Here is a 17,492-nt window from a genome sequence, read left to right as displayed (position 1 = left end):
TTTTTTGGTTATGTTATTTGTGTTATTTACTTGAAAGATGAGTTACTGTAACTGCATTTACCCAGGCTAATTGGTTAATATTAATCTGGTTAATGGCTGTAGCCTGCTTTTAATTATCCAAAGCTACACCCCACATTGATAAAATTTGTTGAACGAAACCGTAACAGAAACCTAACAAAAGCTTAACGTGATCTTATTTATGAAATAATAGAACTATTTTTAAAAGGTAAATGAAAGATCGTATATATAAAACGGTAGTATTGATTAGTTTTGTGATATTGCTATTGGTGCAGCTCAGATTAACATATAATTCTTACGTTTTAAGAGACAGGGACTATAGCTTAAAGGAGAAAGCGCTGATTATAGACGACTATGGAAAAAGTATTGCTGAAGATAAGATCTATAAGGGCGGGGGCAAAATTATTGATTCGGTACTTTCCATAAATATGCCACAGCTCAAAGCCGCTTACCTTACGGACAAAGGTGAATTTGAAAAACTTTCGAATCGTGTTAGCGGCTCATTGCTAAAAGAGCTGCAAAAGAAAAGCTCTATGGATAGTGTTTTCCGTTCGATTGTAAAACGGAAAGGACTTGATACCACACTGAAATACTTACTTACCTTTCAGCAGATAGAGATAAATTTTGATACCAAGATTGGAAACATCAACATATTCGATAGTCGCCATGATAATTTATTTAAAGCTAGGCAAAAAACGCCCTTTGGCCTGATAATAAGTGGAACTTTGGCCGATCCTACTGTTCAAAACTGTATTGCCAATCTTTCCATCAGTGGTAAACTGGTATACGACTTCAGAATTACCTATAGCCTTTTTGTTGATGCACCTGGCCGTAACCTCAAAGTTGCCTATCAAATGTTGCCCACTTTTTTACTGGTTGCTCTATGTATCATCATTATTGTGGGGATCAATTATTACACGTATATCAGTTGGATGCGCCAAAAAAAAGAAACTGATGTTAAATCCGATTTCCTTAACAGTATAAAACACGAGTTTAACACACCAATTACTACCATTTTGGTCGCCAGTAAAAGTTTGGATGAAGATGAAGTGCTCAACGACAGAAACCGCGTAAAAGCACTTGTACACATAGTTGACAGGCAGGCCAGAAGGCTTCACTCGCACATAAACCAAATGTTGGAGGTTTCGGAGATCAACAAGAATATCAACCTAGAGGAAACCGATCTCAATTACGCCGTGCTTACCTTAGTAAACGATTATAAAATAAAAGTTGAGCAGCCAAATAGCCTTACATTTGACCCATACCATTCGGAAATATTGATCATGATTGATCCATTTGTGTTTACAACCATGCTGCAGAATATTTTGGATAACTCGTTTAAGCACAACCATAACGATGTAAAAATGACGGTGCTCTTTATCACCTTGCAGAATGATAATTATATTCTTCACATTAAAGACAACGGAAAAGGAATTGAAGAAGCCGTAAAGGATAAAATATTCGATAAGTTTTTCCGTGCAGGGAAAGATAAAACAATTGCTGGCCTGGGGCTAGGATTATATTATGTTAAACAATGCCTAGCTATACATGGCTGGGATATTAGCATAAAAACCGAAGTGGGCAAAGGGACCGAATTTTTGGTTCACATTCCTATCGGGCAAACTGTGGGCCATACAAATCATTAATCCAAAGAATTTTATGCTTTATGATATCGTAATAATTGAAGATGAAATAGACCTGGGAAACGTGATTTCAGAATACCTGAAGTTAAGGGGATTTAGTGTACTGTGGTTTAAGACCGCCTTGGCAGCACTGGATTATTACAGCGCAAACCAGCACAGCAACAAGCTGATGATAGTGGATGTGCAGTTACCCGATATGAATGGTTTTGATTTGGCAACTGAAATGGTAAACATCAACCCAAACCAGCCTTTTTTCTTCCTTACTGCACATAACGAAAAGCAAGACCGCCTTAAGGGACTCAAAATCGGCGCAATAGACTATATATCAAAGCCTTTCGAAATTGAAGAACTGGTTTTACGGATAGGTAATATCATCAATAAGTTTTCCAATAACCCCAGTGCACCAATGGGTTCAAGCCCTGGTTTTATCAATATAGGAGATATCAGATACCAAAAAGATCAGTTGTTTGTACTAATGCCCGATGGCAGGGAAATATCCCTTACTTTGAGAGAATCGGAAGTATTGGATTGTTTGGCGGGCAACATGAACCAGGTAGTTAAAAAGAAGGATATTCTTATGGCCCTGTGGGGAAACGATGATTATTTTAATGGCAAAAGCCTCGAAGTTTTTATTTCTAGGCTGCGCAGGCTTTTTAAAAGCTCCAAGCAGGCCAGTATCGAAAATGTGTACGGGCTGGGCTACATCCTAAAAATAAAATAGTAGACTGAGGAATATCTGTGCTACCAAATTTTTTGACAGCGGCAATTAGTAAAAATATATTATGGAAAATTTTCAGCAACTAAAAAAGGTAATTGCATCATTAGAAACCGATGCCAAAAAGTTTGACGATAGGAAAAACCGTGCATCGGGTATACGTTTGCGCCGGGCCATGCAAGAAATCAAACGCATTGCCCAAGAAATCCGTTTTGAAATTACCGAAAGGAAAAATAGTGCTAAATAATGCTATTGGGGCTTAAAAAGCTGTACGCCATGCGAACATCTTTTATCATCCACCCAAAATCTGACCGGCTAGCATTCTATTCTTCCAAGACGGATAGAATATTGCCATCTGGATCTTTAAACCAGGCAATATTTGGCCCGCCATTGCCCCTGCTTATTCCTTTTTCATCCGTTTTGAAATATTCTTCATCGTAATGCTCGAAGATAATTCCCTTGCTGTTAAGCTCAGCTACTGCCTCATCGATATTAGCCACCGGGAAATTCAACACAGTGAAAGTAGCGGGTTGATAATCAGGTTTGGGATAGATTAAAATGGGGGTTCTGTCTGCGATCTGCAGTTCGAGTACGCCCATTGGATTGTCTTTAACCGCTAAGCCTAATATATTCTGATAAAAATCTTTTGCTTTTGCAATGTCGCTTACTGCAAACGAACTAAATGCTTTCGAATTCTTTAACATAATATTTAAATTAAATTATCTTCTTTTAAGATTTCCAATTCCCTAACAACCGCCGGATGACTATAATTTCGGCAGTATGATAAGCGTTATGATCTGCAATCTGTAAAGCTTCGCGCAGCACAGTCTGCCCATTTCCATGCTTAATTGGCTGAAAAAGATCTTTACCGTTCAGCAATTCTATAAAGCTGTTACGGTCGGCCGAAATCTGTGCCAAGCACTTATTCCAATCTTCTTTGCTATTCGGCTCTAGCTCTTTTGGCCAATATTCATCAGGCCATTTTGGCGATTGGTGTGCCGGGTTTCTTGTAAATTCAAGCATATCCCATTGTGCAATGCGGATGTGCTCTACCAATTGCCAAATGCTGTAAGGAAGCTGGTGCGGCTTTATACCAATCTGATCTAACGGCAAGCCTGATATTGCTTCTTCCAAACTGGCGTGGGCTGTACCCCCAAGTAAAAGTTTTTTAAGCTCAGCAATTAATATCTGGTTGTTTTCCACTGCTTTAACATTTATAATATAACAACTGAAGCCCAATCGGGTTTTAAAAATACAAGGCTTATAGTACATCTCTGGGTTAGCCATAAGCCAACCTGTAAAAAAACATTAATCTACTTTCCAAACTGCATCCACAAAATATTGATGCTGATCGGTGAAATATTGTTGCACTTTAAAGCCCGAGTCTTTAGCCAATTGTTCAATATCAATTAGTGAGTATTTCTGCGAAATTTCCATAAAAATGCATTCGTGCTTTGCAAACGGAATACGCGACGAACCGATATTAACGGCCTGGTTACTAAGGCTTACCAGATAACTCTTGCAGGCTCCGCTTTCAGGATCGTAGGTGGCATAATGGTCAAAATGCTCCAGGTCAAAATCAGCATTAAGTTCGCGGTTGATACGGGTTAACAGGTTAAGGTTAAATTTTCGGGTAATGCCCTGTTTATCGTTATAGGCAGCCAAAATCTGTCGAGGGCTTTTCTTAAGGTCGAAACCAATCACCAATAAATCATCAGGAGCTAAACTGTGGCCTAACTTGCGGCAAAACGCTTGGGCACCTGCTATATCCATGTTGCCAATATTAGCGCCCATAAAAAGAAGTACTTTTTTACGCTGTGATTTTTGGGTAACATCTTCCAGCATCTCAAAATAATCGCCGTTTAACCCTTCAAAATCCAATGCCGGAACCTGCTGCGGAAGGCTATTTTCCAGCAATGCAATTACGTTTTCAGAAATATCGATTGGAAAATATTTAAAATCTACACCTTTATCGATGAGGGCTTTCAATAAATGAACAGATTTTGTTGCATCGCCGGCACCAAGTTCGATCAGATCAAAGGGTGTAGAATCAGCTGAGATTACATTGGCTAGGTTGCCGGCCTGGTATTTCATAATCTCCATTTCTGCACCGGTGAGATAATATTCTTCCATATCCATTATCTGTTGGAATATATGGTCGCCACGTTCATCGTAAAAGTATTTTGACGACATGAATTTAGGCTCAGCACTCAATCCGCTTAACGTATCACTAAGGAACTGGGCATTGGTGGTGGTGGTGTTTGCTGTTAGGATCATAATGTTGTTTATCTAGCCAGACGGATACCTGTATATTGCCATCTTAAATGCGGGTGAAAGAAATTTCTATAACTGATACGGCCATGACCAGCCGGCGTAGCCACTGATGCTCCCCTTAAAACCTTTTGGTTAACCATAAATTTTCCGTTATACTCGCCAAGCGCGCCTGGCGCTTTGTTAAAACCGGGATAAGGTAAATAGGCACTTTCGGTCCACTCCCAGCGTTCGCCCCAATCCATTTTTTGGGCGGCCACTTCCCATTCAAATTCGGTAGGCAGGCGCATGCTTTTCCAACTGGCAAAAGCATAAGCTTCGTAATAACTTACATGGCTTACCGGGGCATCGGTTTGCAAAGGTTTTAAACCGGCCAAGGTGTAATGTAACCACTGGCCATCAAGTTTGTACCAATACATTGGGGCGGTAATATTGAAATTATTTACCCATTCCCAGCCTTCGGCATGCCAATGCCTAAAGTCCTGATAGCCCCCATCTGCTATAAAGGCTTGGTACTCGCTGTTGCTTACCAGCGTGCTGCTAATCGAAAATTCATTTACATAAACCTGATGCCTGCCAAGTTCGTTATCGAAGCAAAAGCCTCCGCCCTCATGCCCAATGGCATATAAACCTTCTGCCACATGCAGCATTGGGTTTGGCACCGGAGTGATTTTGGTATGTTCAACATAATCTTCGGCATAAATAGGAAAAAGTGGATTGTGCCCAAGAATGTATTTAATATCGGTTAAAAGCAATTCTTGGTGCTGTTGCTCGTGGTTAAAGCCCAAAAGTAACACCTCAAGCATTTCTTCGCTTATATCGGTAGCCAATAAATTTAACATGGCTTCATCTACATAGCTGCGGTAGGCATAAATATCATTAACACTAGGCCGGCTTAAGTTCCCTCTATCCGTTCGGATTACACGCTTGCCAACAGATTCGTAGTAGCTGTTGAATACGAAATTATAATCGGCATTAAACACATTATAAAATGGCGAATATGGCAATAGGATAAAGGTTTCAAAAAACCAGGTAGTATGCCCCAAATGCCATTTAGGTGGACTTACATCTGCAATGGGCTGTACTACATAATCTTCAGGCTGTAATGGCGCGCAGATCTGCTCAGACTGTTTGCGGATGCCAAGGTATATTTCAGCAAAGTTCATTAATTTTTATCGAGATGGTTCTTAAGTTCTGTTATGGTATTAACATTCAGTTCTGCCGATTGTTTTTGCCGCATCATTAAAGCGTAGGCATTGTTGAAACCGATCGGCTTTAACCATTTAATGCGGTATCTTTTCAAAAATTCCTGCTGAACATAGTAGTAGGTTTTGTCCTTATCTGGCGTTATCTTAGCAACAATATGGCTATCAGGTTTTAAGATCGCCAGTAGGCCGGTGCCGGTATATTCGGGATAAAAATCAATCTGATCGTTTGTTAAGGCATCGAAACAGATTTTGGTGCCGCCCAGGCCTGTTTTGGTTTCTACCTGATAACTGGTGTTCCCCCTAATCAGTAAACTGTAGATTTCTGCCAATATATACTGCTCTCCAAAAATTTTTGAACCAATCCGTACGGTACTACCACTGGCCGGTTTGGGAGATTGATAAAGTCCATTCTTCACTAAAAAATCTTTTGCAACCCGTGCAGGTGTTTGGTGCAGGTAATCGGTGCGGTAGTTAAGATCGGTCATAACCGAATCGTTTATTTTACCGGCCAAAAGGTTCAGTGTTTTTTCCAATTCCGGAAATTTCTGCAATGCAGCTGTGCTCACAATCGGCGCGGCGTAATATGGAGGAAATATCCCCCGGTCATCTTTAAGGATTTTGAGTCCAAAGGCTTTCAACCGGCCATCAGTAGAATACCCGCTGATGATGTCCAGTTCCTTTTCAAATGCTGCTTTATACATCACCGCATCACTGATTACCACTGTATTGATTTTTAAACCGTACACTGATTTTAGCCCCAGATCGCCATCTGGCCTTCCCATAAATTCGGGTGTAAAACCTGCCTTTAAACCCGAACCATAAGCACTTGGAATTAGGTAAAAAGCGCTCAATAGTAAAACGAGGAAAGGAAAAACCGACATTACTTTACGCAACTTTTTGCTGCTTAGGCGTTGTACGAGCGAAAGTAAGCTATCCAGAACAACTGCCAGCAAAGCAGCCGGTACAGCGCCTGCCAGGATCATGTTGGTATTATTAAGCGATATGCCACCAAAAATAAATTCGCCCAGTCCGCCAGCAGCAATGAAAGATGCCAGGGTGGCTACGCCAACATTGATTACTGTTGCGGTTCGGATACCGGCGAGGATAACCGGCATGGCCAGTGGGAGTTCGACTTTTAACAGGACTTGGATTTTGCTCATGCCCAAAGCCCTTGCAGCTTCTGTAATATCGGCATTAATCCCAGTTATACCGGTATAGGTATTGCGGATAATGGGCAAAAGGGCATAAATAAATAGCGCCACAATTGCAGGTTTGGCGCCAATGCCTAAAACGGGGATCATAAATCCCAGCAGGGCTATACTCGGCACTGTTTGCAGCACACCGGCAATACCCAAAACCGGGCCAGCGAATATTTTTTTCCTCGCAATAAATATTCCCAATGGCAGGCCTACCAGTACGGCAAGAACCAGTGATATAAAAGTTAGACCAATATGCTGTAAGGTTTGGTTAAGCAGTTTATCCGATTCCATCGACATGAACTGCCATAAACTTAGTTCCTGCTCATTCATCAGCTTTATTTTTTTGGTATTGGTTAAAGGCCAGGCTCAACTGATCGGCATTTGTGCGTTTGCATTTCCCCTTTCCATCCTGAAAATACAGTTCGGTAACGTGTTCTTTCTGAAAGGCTTCCATCGTTTCCCAAACATTATGATCTGCCGACAAACAAGTTCCGGATGGATGATCTACCTGCTCAAAAGCATCCCATATATCATTGATTTTGACCACCCTGAAAGCAAGCTGTAAACGCTGGTTATCGAAAAATGATCTAGCAAAGTCGTTAACCGGACGGTAAAGCAGCTCTCTTGGTGTTCCAATCTGTACAACCCTTCCGCGGTCCATCAGGCAGATACGGTCTCCGAGATCGAAAGCCTCCTGAACATCGTGCGTAACCATAACCACTGTTTTGCGCTTAAACTCTTCCAAGTGCTTAAATTCCTGCTGAATATGCATCCTGGTTACGTTATCAAGTGCGCCGAATGGCTCATCCATCAATAATATCGGAGGATCGGAAGCCAATGCCCTGGCTAAGCCTACCCGCTGCTGCTGCCCACCGCTTAGTTCGTGTGGATATAAGCCTAAACTGTTTTGTGGAAGATGGAGTTTTTCGACCAGCTGACGTACGCGGTCCGAAGTTTTATTTTTGTCCCATTTCAATAATTTGGGCACTATTGCAATATTTTCTTCTACGGTGTAGTGTGGAAAAAGGCCATTGTGCTGCAGTACATAACCTATGCCTTTTCGCAAAACCTCTACAGGCTGCTGACGGATATCCTGTCCCGAAACCGTTATTTCACCGCTATCGGGCTCAATAAGCCGGTTGATCATTTTAAGCAAGGTTGTTTTTCCGCAGCCGCTTGTGCCTAAAAGGATAAGCTTTTCTTGCGCTTCAATGTTGATGCTAACCTCTGAAACGGCTTGGGTGGCACCATAAGATTTACTTACCTTGTTAAGCCCGATCATAAATCTTGTATTTTCATAAATAGGTTATTAAGCGATTCTGAATAGGTTGGATGTGCAAAAACACAATAGCGGATACGGTCGAAAGTGATTCCGCCTTCCATAGCCATCTGTAAAACTGACATCACTTCGCCTCCTTCGGCACCAATAATGGCTGCGCCCAAAATCTTTTTACTTTTTACATCCACTATTGCTTTCATCAGTCCTAGTGTTTCACCTGTTTCTATGCCCCTTGCAACCGAGGTCATGGGCAATACGGCCACTTTATACTGCAGGTTTTGGGCTTTCGCCTGATTTTCTGAAATCCCTACACGTGCAAGCTGCGGATCGGTAAACATGCAGTAAGGAATAGGCCGGTCAGCAGTATTATAGTCTGTTCCTTCTATTAAATTGCGGTAAACAATGGTATAATCGTTATAAGCAATATGCGTAAAAGCGGGGCCTCCGTTTACATCTCCTAGCGCATATATCCCTTTTATATTGGTTTCCAACTGCCCATTTACCGCGATATAGCCTTTGCCATTTAATTTTACCCCACATTTTTCCAGATTGAGCTTTTCTGTTTGTGGTTTGCGTCCGGCGGCAATTAAAAGGTGGGAACCTTTAAGCTTGATGGGCTTTCCACCGTGTTTTATTTCCACCTCGATATGTTTCCCACCTACCTTTTTAATCTGACCGATCTCCGTATCCGTTAATATCTTAATTTCTTCTTTTTCCAGAATATCTTTAATTGAAGCCGAAATATCTTCGTCTTCATGGGCCAATAACCTGTCTGACTTTTCCAGAATGGTTACCTGACTGCCAAAACGCCTGAACATCTGCCCAAATTCCAGCGCAATATAACCGCCGCCTACAACAATCAGGTGTTCGGGTATTTCTTTAATTTCCATGATCGTGGTAGAATTGAGATAGGGTACCTCTTCCAGGCCAGGGATATCTGGAACTGCAGGACTTGCACCTGTGTTAATGAAAATCCAGGTTCCCGAAATCCGTTCTTCCTTTCCTTTCTTTGAATAAATGATAATTTCTTTTTCGGCAGTAAACTTTGCTTCACCTTCGTACAAATCCAGTCCTTTAGTTTCGGCAATCCCCTTTTCGGCCCCTTCCCTAAACTGCTTTACAATCAGGTTCTTTCGGGTCATTATGGCTTTCAGATCCACTTTAATTTCGCCGGGTATAGTTACGCCAAGGGCTGATGATTTACGCGACTGATAAGCAAGCCTGGCCGAAGCTACCATAGCTTTGGTGGGGGTACAACCATCGTTGATGCAGGTTCCTCCGATTAACCTTTTTTCAATTAAAGCTGTCTTTTTACCGGCCATAGCCAGTTTTTTAGCCAGCGGCACGCCTGCTTGGCCCGCGCCAATTACTATTGCATCATAATGTTTCATATCCTGCTTGTGTAAACCAGTATTTACTACTAATCTAACCAATATCTATGCACAATGTTCGCGGTTTATTAAAAAATATGAAGCTAGATTGAAGAAAGCATACGCGCTGTACTACCCGCCTGGTGTAAAATCATGAAAGCCACCAAATGGACCATTAATTCATGTTTGGCAGCTTTTTATGTATTGAATTTTAGCGCGATTTGGCTATTTCAATCCTTGTTCAATAAATAATAAGATTCTTTTTATAGAATGCTTAATAAAGCCTTTTGTAGAAACTAGGCAAACACGTAATAAAAACAGTAAAGCAAAATGCGTAGCCTGATATTCTTTAGGCTACGCATCGCATTATTAATTTTCAGTCCAGCGGATTTGGTTATCCGTTGATTTACTTCCAGCCCAGTGCAGGCGCAACATGTTCCAGAATGGCAGATAGTACGTGTATATTGTAATCTACGCCCAGGGTATTGGGTATAGTAAGCAGCAGTGTATCGGCTTCCTGTATCGCTTCATCCATAGCCAGTTCTTTAATAAGCTGATCGGGCTCAGCAGCGTAGCTCCGGCCAAATACCGCCCGTTTATCGGCTTCGATATAACCAAAACTGTCATCTCCTTTTCCCTGCTGGCCAAAATAATACCTATCCTGATCGTTCACCAAGGCAAAAATAGAACGGCTTACCGAAACCCTTGCTTCGCGCTCATGCCCTGATTTTTTCCAGGCTTCTTTATATAACCTGATCTGCTCAGCCTGCTGGATATGGAAAGGTTTGCCACTTTCGTCGAATTTTAAGGTAGAGCTTTGCAGGTTCATGCCGTTTTCTGCTGCCCAAATGGCGGTGGCATTAGAGGCTGCTCCCCACCAAATCCGTTCCCGCAACCCTTCTGAATAGGGTTCTAAGCGCAAGAGACCCGGTGGATTGGGAAACATTGGATAAGGATTAGGCTCAGCAAATCCATTACCTTTTAATTTATCCAGAAACTCCATAGCATGGCGTCGGCCCATATCGGCATCGGTTTCACCAGCTTCTGGTGCATAACCAAAGTATCTCCAGCCTTCAATTACCTGCTCTGGAGAACCGCGGCTAATGCCCAATTGCAATCGTCCACCAGCTATCAGGTCGGCAGCGCCGGCATCTTCTACCATATATAGCGGGTTTTCATAGCGCATATCAATTACGCCGGTTCCGATTTCGATAGTATTTGTTTTCGCCCCTATTGCTGCAAGCAGTGGAAATGGCGAGGCCAATTGCCTTGCAAAATGGTGAACACGAAAGTACGCACCATCCAATCCTATTTCTTCAGCCGCAACAGCTAAATCGATAGATTGCAGTAAGGTATCGCCTCCACTACGTGTAAGGTATGTTGGATGGTCGGACCAATGCCCAAATGATAAAAATCCTATTTTCTTCATCTAATTGCTATTTGAGTTCAAATTTAAGGATATGCCTATATCACTCGGGTCACAGCCCAGTCATAACGGAAATAACGCGCCCACTGGGCATTTGCGTTAATTACCAAAAAAAATCACTTACTGGATGTACACCTCCAATATTGGCAGCGCTGATGTAATCCCCTCCTTCAGCTCGGCTATAAGGCCATAAAAGGTATTGAAATCAGAACAGGCGGTATTCTGCAGTCTTCCGCTGATTCCTGCTAGGTTTTCAAGCCCGGCAGAGGTAGACATTCCGTAAAGCCTGTGTGCCAGCGAAAGTATGCGCTCGCAATCTGCAGGCCCAATTTCACCGTCAAGCTCTATTAGGGCAGCACGCAGCTGATCGATGGTTATCCCAATAATCCTGCGTAGTTTTGCACTATCTCCCTGAAAATACAGCATTAATTTACTGATATCAAAATGCGGACGGCTTATCCCATCTGCCTCTGTTTCATCTTCAAAAGTATCCACAGGTCGCACCAGCCATTTATCTGTTATAAGCGCGATATGTTCTTCCATAACCGGTTTCGTTATAAAATCATCCATACCCGCAGCAAGGCTTTTCTCTCTTTCGCCCATAACATTTGCCGCTGTAAGGGCAATGATGGGAATCCTTGAACCTGTCTCTACCGACCTTATTTTCCTGGCACACTCATATCCATTCATTTCAGGCATCTGTATATCCATAAAAATAAGGTCGAAAGTTCCTTCCTGAAAAAGACGGAACCCAATAGCTCCATTCTCGGCCTCGGTTACTATGCTTTTAGGATATATTCCTTCCAACAATGAACGGGTAAGGAACCTGTTTACCGCATTATCCTCGATAATCAAAAACCGGTAGGCCAAACTTTCCTTTGAGGACGAAACGGTAGCATGCTGGGCGCTTTGATTGGTGGCCTCCCTTGTTCTTATCCTAGTAAGGGCAAGGTACAGATCGTTCATCTTGATCGGTTTGATCAACCTGTTGTCGATATGAAGGTCGTTACAGGCTTTAATAATCTTTCCATCATCTGCAGAGCTGTGCAGCAGAATGATTGGAATTTCTCCGGCATCGAAAGAAAAATTCTCCCTAATCTTGGCCGCTGTTTCCAGTCCATCCATATACTGCATATGGTAATCCAATAAAACCGCATCATAAACCTCTCCGGTGGCCAGTAGCTGCAGGGCTTCAAAACCATTCGCAGCTTGTACCGAGTCAATATTTTTCAGGGCAAGCATATCAGTTAGGATCTGCCTGTTGTTCACATTGTCATCTACAATCAGCACCCGGTTAATATTTTCCATACCCAGCCATTCAACCTGTCCGCCCTTTTCGGTAGGCAGCTTAACATCGAAGTAAAAGGTACTTCCAACACCCGGTTCGCTCTCCAGGTGTAGGCGGCTGTTCATCATGTTCAACAGTTTATTGGAAATGGTAAGCCCAAGGCCTGTTCCCCCATATTTTTTGGTTGTTGAAGAATCTTCCTGAGAGAAAGCCTCAAAAATCTTTACCTGTTTAGCTTTGGCAATCCCAATGCCGGTATCGCGGACAGAGAACCTTAGCAGATGTTCTTCGCCCTCGTTTTGCAGAGATTCGATCTTCAGCTCAATTTCTCCTTCTGCCGTAAATTTCGCCGCATTTCCCAATAAGTTAATCAGCACCTGCTTCAATCTGAGCGCATCTGCCCATATAAACCTTGGTAAATCTGGATGAAGGTTCAACAGCATCTCCAGGTTTTTGGTATGCACCTGGTAATTGGTAATATCGCTCGCCTGCCAGGCAAGTTCATACAGATCGCACCGGTCTACATCAAGTTCAAACTTGCCGGCCTCTATTTTAGAGAAATCAAGGATATCGTTGATGATCCCGAGCAAGGCATTTGCTGATTGGTGTACAATTTTTAGATACTGCTGTTGTGTACTGTTCAGCTGTGTTTTTAATACCAGGTCGGTAAAACCGATTACGCCGTTAAGGGGCGTCCGGATTTCGTGGCTCATATTGGCCAAAAACTCCGACTTGGCAAAATTGGCCACATCTGCACGCAACCTTGCCGCTGTTAACTCCTGCCTATGTTGAACGCTTGCAGAAATATCGTGCGTAAAAATCATCATCCCGCCGATAGCTGTATCGGAATGGTACCATGGGGTCATTTCCCATGCAATATGGTGAGAGCCTTTGTCTTCGGGATCTATATAAACATCTTCATCTTTTTTGACTGTTCTCCCCTTCAACACCTCCTTATGTACATCTTTGCGCGCTTGGGAAAGATCAGGAAACAGATCGTAATAAGACATGCCCTTAATACTGCCTTCGATTTTTGTATAGGCTTTTATCCATGTCCTGCTTGCAATCAAAAACTTCATATCGTTATCAACCATGGCTACCGATGCCGGAGCATTTTCGATAAAGGCCAATAACAGCGCTTTCTCCATTGCAAGCTCTTTTTGGAAAGCCTCTTTTTGGGTAATATCAACCGATATGCCCAAATAACCAATGGTATCGCCACCGCTGTTCTTTATTGAAGTAATAGACAGTGATACCCTCACCCGCTTGGATGTTTTGGTAATAAAGGTAAAAACCCTTTCGCGCTCCGGGCTATCTGCACACTGTGCGTAAAAACCAAAACCTGATACTTCTTTCCCTGCGCTGTTACTAAAATCGCTACAGATTTCTGAAATTTCCTTTTCATCGTGGAACATGATGGGCGTTTGTTTGCCCACCATTTCTTCTGCGGTATAGCCCAGCATGCGTTCTGAACCTTTATTGAACACCGTAATCGTGCCATCCAGATCTGTAGCAATAATACTTACACCAGTGGCTGCTGAGAGCACTTCATCCAAGAGTTTTTTAGATTCGATAACGGCAAGCTGTGCACGTTTCTGTTCATCAATATTCTGAATGGTGCCATAAATGCGTTTTGGCACCTGATTTACCATTTCGGCTTTGCCAATAGCCCTTACCCATATTTCGCGGCCATCAAAAGCGGTGATCTGTAACTCCTCATCCCATTCTGTTCCTGTACGCATACATTCATCTATTGCATTCAGGATTTTATCTCTATCGGCCCCTGGCTTATAAAAGGCTATGGCATTATCTACTGTGGGTATAAATCCATCTGGTACGCCATGGATTTCACGTGTAATTTTTGACCAATGAAGCTGATTGTTGCTCACATTGAGTTCCCATCCCCCTATCATGGCCAGGCCACTGGTTTCCTCCAGCTGATCTTTGGTGTGGGTGAGATCCATTTCCAGCTTTTTTTGGTCTGTAATATCAACTGCATTGCCCACTATATATGGCTCACCCTGAAGGTCTTTTTGCAGGATATTTGAATACAACCACAAACGTTCTTCTCCTGATTTGCGTTTAATGATCATATAACCTGTTGAATGGCCTTTTTGGGTAATATCAAGCAGGTATTGGCGCAAGAAATTATGTCTTTCTTCGGGGATGATATCGAAAAGGCTTTTATTCGCCAGTTCTGTTCGGCGGTAGCCCAAAGATCTTGCGCCCGCAGGGTTTAGTGAGATCAGGTTTCCCATAATATCGTGGGTACACATCAGTCCCTGAGAGCTTTCAAAAAAAGCTTTCAGCTTCTGCTCACTCACCCGCAGCGCATGGTTTTTCTCCATCTCTGCGGTTACATCCCTGCCAATGGCAAACACATCACCGCCCAGTTCCTCAACCGTGGCGGTCCATTCTATCATCCTGTGTCCGCCCTCTTTTATGGCTATCTGATGGGTTGGATCTTCTACCTGCTCCCGGTTTTTAAGTCTTTGCCAGATGTTTTTTGCCTCCTCCAGTCCTTCCTCCGGTACAATATCCAAAAGCGTTTTCTTTTTCAGTTCCTGATCTTTCCAGCCCAGTTTTGTAACAAAGCGCGGGTTCGTCCGCTTAAATTTTAAGTCTTTATCCAAAATACAGATCAGATCGTCTGAATGCTCAAAAAGCAATCGGATATTCCTGTTTTCTGATTTTTTAATGCGTACATGGATGAGAAATTCGATCTCCCCGGCAAGCAGCGATAACTGCCTTTGCTGTGAGGCCGTGATCTTTTTTGGAAGGGTATCCATTACCGATAACGAGCCCAGAACTGTCCCATCGCTATCTTTTAGCGGGTAGCCTGCGTACGACCTTATCTGTATTGCTCCAGCGGATGGGGTATAATCTTTAAAACGGTTATCAAGCAGGATATCCTCCACGGCAAAAATCTCGCCTGTATTAAACGGGTAGGCACACAATGGCAAGATAGCCGGCACTTCAGCTTCGCTCAGGCCAATAACGGCCTTGTGCTGCAGTCCGTTGCCATCAGAGAAAGTAATCAGTGATATCCCACTATCACAGATCAAAGCGGCCATCTCATTGAGCCTATTAAAATCACCTTCGCTGTCCCCCTCTATAATTTCATAGATATAGGATCTCCTTATGCCTGTTTTTAGATCTTTCTGCATTTACACTATATTTTATCCAGCAACCACCGAATCCTAAGTTCAAATAACCGCGGATGCTGTTAAGATCGGAAAAAAAAGGTAGCTAAACCATAACTGATTTTCTTTTTTTTGGAAGGGCGGTGTTTTTTTTCAGGACAGGCAGACGAGTGCCATAGTAAATTTCCTATATTTTTGCATAGGGAATATACACTAAACATTTTCTTTTTGGAAAAGTGCGGGTACGGTTTTTAAGATCAGCCTGATGTCGTTCCAGAAACTCTGCTTCAATGCATAGGTATTATCGAGCACCAAGCGCTCTTCCTCGCTCATTTCCCCCCTGCCACGTTTTTCTACCTGCCATAAACCTGTAATACCTGCGGGTGCGGCAAACCTCAGCACGTACCTATCGGTAGTGAGTTTCTCGGCCTCATAAATTGGAAGCGGCCTGTTCCCTACAATACTCATGTCCCCTTTTATTACATTCCACAGCTGTGGAAGCTCATCTATACTGGTATTGCGGATAAAGTTACCAACCTTGGTTACCCTCGGATCGTTGGCGAGCTTGAAAAATGCAGATCCGTTTTTTTGTGAGCTCCTGTACACGTCGTCTTTCTCACACCACTGTGCTCCATCAGCATAAACCGGATACTGGCATTTCCCTAGCGCGGTGCAGGAACTGCAAAGACCAAATTCAAGCTTGGGTATAGCTGTTTTTTCCTGTTCGGCGCCATATTGGTTCAGGTGCATAAGATCTTTAACCTTCTGATCGGCATTTACATACATCGACCTGAATTTATAAAATCGGAACACCCTAAAGCCTGTACCGGTTCTTAAAGAATAATAAAATACAGGTCCCCTCGATTCAATCCATACTGCAAAAGCCACCAGCACAAGTAGCGGCAACAATAAAATAAGGGCAAAGCTGGCAAAAAACAGATCAAAGAGCCGCTTGGCCATCCCGATCTGGTATGCCGGCCTATTGGCCAGTTCTACCTCTTTGTTTAAAGGGGTCCAGTTGCGGACAATAAACTGCACTCTTTTTTCAAGGCGCTGCGTATTCACGGGCAATCTGAAAACATCAGAAACACCCGAGCTTAGGGCAAGCACCCGTAAATTGGGATTAAAATATCTTACCACTAAAAAAAAGGGAACCCTTGGCATCTGTCGCCTTTTAAGGGTTTCGAGCAAAGATAGTCCTCCATCTGATAGGATTTCGCTGTTGGAAATGATGGCTGCGATATCCAACTCTTTATCGGTCCATTCCTGTACAAGCTTCAGCCCGTTTTCAAAATGGGCGAGCTGTATATCCCCAAAATTACACCTACTGAAATCAATGTGTGCATACCCCTCTTCAAATCCTACAAGGGCAATTCTGGGATTGTTCGTCCCTTCCTTCCTCGCTGCATTTTCCATCATGAAAGATTTTTACCTGCGCGCCTCAATACCATTTTGATCCTGGCTTCGAGTTCAGCCGGATTAAAAGGCTTAACCACAAAATCATCTGCCCCGGCATCAAGACACTTGATCCTTTTATCCGAACTCTCTTCTCCTGAAAGGATCATAATGGGCAGGGAATGAAAGAAATCGCTAACTTTTAGCTGCTCTATCAGTTCAAGTCCGTTCATATTCGGTGTATTTAGGTCAGATATGATCAGATCGGGAATATTTCCGCTCTGCAGAAAAGTTAGTGCACTTAATCCGTCTGGCCTGATATCGATCTGATAGTTTGCGGTAAGGATCTCTTCAAGTACTGCTTGCATAAATTCGTCATCCTCAACCAGGAGTAAACGAGTTTTAGGATTATTATTCTGGGTCATCATAGGGGACGTCTACTTACGCATGATAGCCATAGAACCGGCACGGAAAAAGATAATGGCCTAACAGTCCCTGCGGAAATGTTTTACCCTTATACATTGCCCTAGCCAATCC

General features: G+C 42.9%; 14 protein-coding genes. 3 read left to right on the top strand and 11 right to left on the bottom strand.

Translation table 11 applies throughout. The features are described 5' to 3' along the window. Positions 1-230 precede the first annotated feature (230 nt). The 3 genes from ACS5PU_RS17180 (at position 231) to ACS5PU_RS17170 (ending at position 2,623) form a co-directional block, all read left to right on the top strand. A complete protein-coding gene (locus ACS5PU_RS17180; RefSeq protein ID WP_439460387.1) occupies positions 231-1,664 on the top strand; it encodes a sensor histidine kinase in 1,434 nt (477 codons plus the stop codon). A gap of 13 nt (positions 1,665-1,677) precedes the next feature. Next, positions 1,678-2,382 (top strand): response regulator transcription factor, encoded by a 705-nt coding sequence (locus tag ACS5PU_RS17175; RefSeq protein WP_439460386.1) that lies wholly within the window; start codon positions 1,678-1,680, stop codon positions 2,380-2,382. A gap of 61 nt (positions 2,383-2,443) precedes the next feature. Further along, entirely contained in the window at positions 2,444-2,623 is a 180-nt protein-coding gene (locus ACS5PU_RS17170) for a histone H1 (protein WP_439460385.1), read from the top strand. Between the two features lie 76 nt (positions 2,624-2,699). On the opposite strand, the gene ACS5PU_RS17165 is transcribed toward ACS5PU_RS17170, so the two are convergent. From ACS5PU_RS17165 to ACS5PU_RS17115, 11 genes are all read right to left on the bottom strand, one after another. After that, positions 2,700-3,080: a VOC family protein gene (locus tag ACS5PU_RS17165; RefSeq protein WP_439460384.1), complete on the bottom strand. Its 381-nt coding sequence runs from the start codon at positions 3,078-3,080 to the stop codon at positions 2,700-2,702. Between the two features lie 25 nt (positions 3,081-3,105). Then, positions 3,106-3,663, bottom strand: a complete 558-nt coding sequence (locus tag ACS5PU_RS17160) for a DinB family protein (RefSeq protein WP_439460383.1) — start codon at positions 3,661-3,663, stop codon at positions 3,106-3,108. A 21-nt stretch (positions 3,664-3,684) separates the two neighbouring features. Then, entirely contained in the window at positions 3,685-4,653 is a 969-nt protein-coding gene (locus ACS5PU_RS17155) for an L-histidine N(alpha)-methyltransferase (protein WP_439460382.1), read from the bottom strand. An 8-nt stretch (positions 4,654-4,661) separates the two neighbouring features. After that, the gene (egtB, locus tag ACS5PU_RS17150) at positions 4,662-5,813 is read right to left on the bottom strand and encodes an ergothioneine biosynthesis protein EgtB (RefSeq protein ID WP_439460381.1); all 1,152 of its coding nucleotides are present in this window, start codon (positions 5,811-5,813) and stop codon (positions 4,662-4,664) included. Further along, the gene (locus ACS5PU_RS17145) at positions 5,813-7,384 is read right to left on the bottom strand and encodes an ABC transporter permease/substrate-binding protein (RefSeq protein ID WP_439460380.1); all 1,572 of its coding nucleotides are present in this window, start codon (positions 7,382-7,384) and stop codon (positions 5,813-5,815) included. Before ACS5PU_RS17145 ends, egtB begins: the two co-directional genes overlap by 1 nt. Continuing rightward, positions 7,377-8,336, bottom strand: a complete 960-nt coding sequence (locus ACS5PU_RS17140; protein ID WP_439460379.1) for an ABC transporter ATP-binding protein — start codon at positions 8,334-8,336, stop codon at positions 7,377-7,379. The genes ACS5PU_RS17145 and ACS5PU_RS17140 overlap by 8 nt, the downstream gene beginning before the upstream one ends. Further along, a complete protein-coding gene (locus tag ACS5PU_RS17135) occupies positions 8,333-9,724 on the bottom strand; it encodes a mercuric reductase (protein ID WP_439460378.1) in 1,392 nt (463 codons plus the stop codon). The genes ACS5PU_RS17140 and ACS5PU_RS17135 overlap by 4 nt, the downstream gene beginning before the upstream one ends. Before the next feature lie 385 nt (positions 9,725-10,109). Further along, positions 10,110-11,132 carry an LLM class flavin-dependent oxidoreductase gene (locus tag ACS5PU_RS17130; RefSeq protein WP_439460377.1) on the bottom strand — a complete coding sequence of 341 codons (1,023 nt, stop codon included), beginning with the start codon at positions 11,130-11,132 and terminating at the stop codon, positions 10,110-10,112. 117 nt (positions 11,133-11,249) lie between these two features. Continuing rightward, positions 11,250-15,584 (bottom strand): PAS domain S-box protein, encoded by a 4,335-nt coding sequence (locus ACS5PU_RS17125; RefSeq protein ID WP_439460376.1) that lies wholly within the window; start codon positions 15,582-15,584, stop codon positions 11,250-11,252. Positions 15,585-15,773: 189 nt separating this feature from the next. Then, positions 15,774-16,979 carry a sugar transferase gene (locus ACS5PU_RS17120; protein WP_439460375.1) on the bottom strand — a complete coding sequence of 402 codons (1,206 nt, stop codon included), beginning with the start codon at positions 16,977-16,979 and terminating at the stop codon, positions 15,774-15,776. Then, a complete protein-coding gene (locus ACS5PU_RS17115) occupies positions 16,976-17,383 on the bottom strand; it encodes a response regulator transcription factor (RefSeq protein ID WP_439460374.1) in 408 nt (135 codons plus the stop codon). The genes ACS5PU_RS17120 and ACS5PU_RS17115 overlap by 4 nt, the downstream gene beginning before the upstream one ends. Positions 17,384-17,492 lie beyond the last annotated feature (109 nt).

The organism is Pedobacter sp. GSP4, assembly GCF_051857575.1.
In the GTDB taxonomy this organism is placed as follows: domain Bacteria; phylum Bacteroidota; class Bacteroidia; order Sphingobacteriales; family Sphingobacteriaceae; genus Pedobacter.
This window is presented reverse-complemented; position numbering and strand designations above follow the sequence as displayed.

What these genes read in the sequence shown, in the direction of transcription:
- ACS5PU_RS17160 (WP_439460383.1), bottom strand. Translation starts at nt 3,663, where the DNA reads ATGGCTAACCCAGAGATGTACTATAAGCCTTGTATTTTTAAAACCCGA.
- ACS5PU_RS17115 (WP_439460374.1), bottom strand. Translation starts at nt 17,383, where the DNA reads ATGATGACCCAGAATAATAATCCTAAAACTCGTTTACTCCTGGTTGAG.
- ACS5PU_RS17140 (WP_439460379.1), bottom strand. Translation starts at nt 8,336, where the DNA reads ATGATCGGGCTTAACAAGGTAAGTAAATCTTATGGTGCCACCCAAGCC.
- ACS5PU_RS17155 (WP_439460382.1), bottom strand. Translation starts at nt 4,653, where the DNA reads ATGATCCTAACAGCAAACACCACCACCACCAATGCCCAGTTCCTTAGT.
- ACS5PU_RS17175 (WP_439460386.1), top strand. Translation starts at nt 1,678, where the DNA reads ATGCTTTATGATATCGTAATAATTGAAGATGAAATAGACCTGGGAAAC.
- ACS5PU_RS17130 (WP_439460377.1), bottom strand. Translation starts at nt 11,132, where the DNA reads ATGAAGAAAATAGGATTTTTATCATTTGGGCATTGGTCCGACCATCCA.
- egtB (WP_439460381.1), bottom strand. Translation starts at nt 5,813, where the DNA reads ATGAACTTTGCTGAAATATACCTTGGCATCCGCAAACAGTCTGAGCAG.
- ACS5PU_RS17120 (WP_439460375.1), bottom strand. Translation starts at nt 16,979, where the DNA reads ATGATGGAAAATGCAGCGAGGAAGGAAGGGACGAACAATCCCAGAATT.
- ACS5PU_RS17180 (WP_439460387.1), top strand. Translation starts at nt 231, where the DNA reads ATGAAAGATCGTATATATAAAACGGTAGTATTGATTAGTTTTGTGATA.
- ACS5PU_RS17165 (WP_439460384.1), bottom strand. Translation starts at nt 3,080, where the DNA reads ATGTTAAAGAATTCGAAAGCATTTAGTTCGTTTGCAGTAAGCGACATT.
- ACS5PU_RS17170 (WP_439460385.1), top strand. Translation starts at nt 2,444, where the DNA reads ATGGAAAATTTTCAGCAACTAAAAAAGGTAATTGCATCATTAGAAACC.
- ACS5PU_RS17125 (WP_439460376.1), bottom strand. Translation starts at nt 15,584, where the DNA reads ATGCAGAAAGATCTAAAAACAGGCATAAGGAGATCCTATATCTATGAA.
- ACS5PU_RS17145 (WP_439460380.1), bottom strand. Translation starts at nt 7,384, where the DNA reads ATGAATGAGCAGGAACTAAGTTTATGGCAGTTCATGTCGATGGAATCG.
- ACS5PU_RS17135 (WP_439460378.1), bottom strand. Translation starts at nt 9,724, where the DNA reads ATGAAACATTATGATGCAATAGTAATTGGCGCGGGCCAAGCAGGCGTG.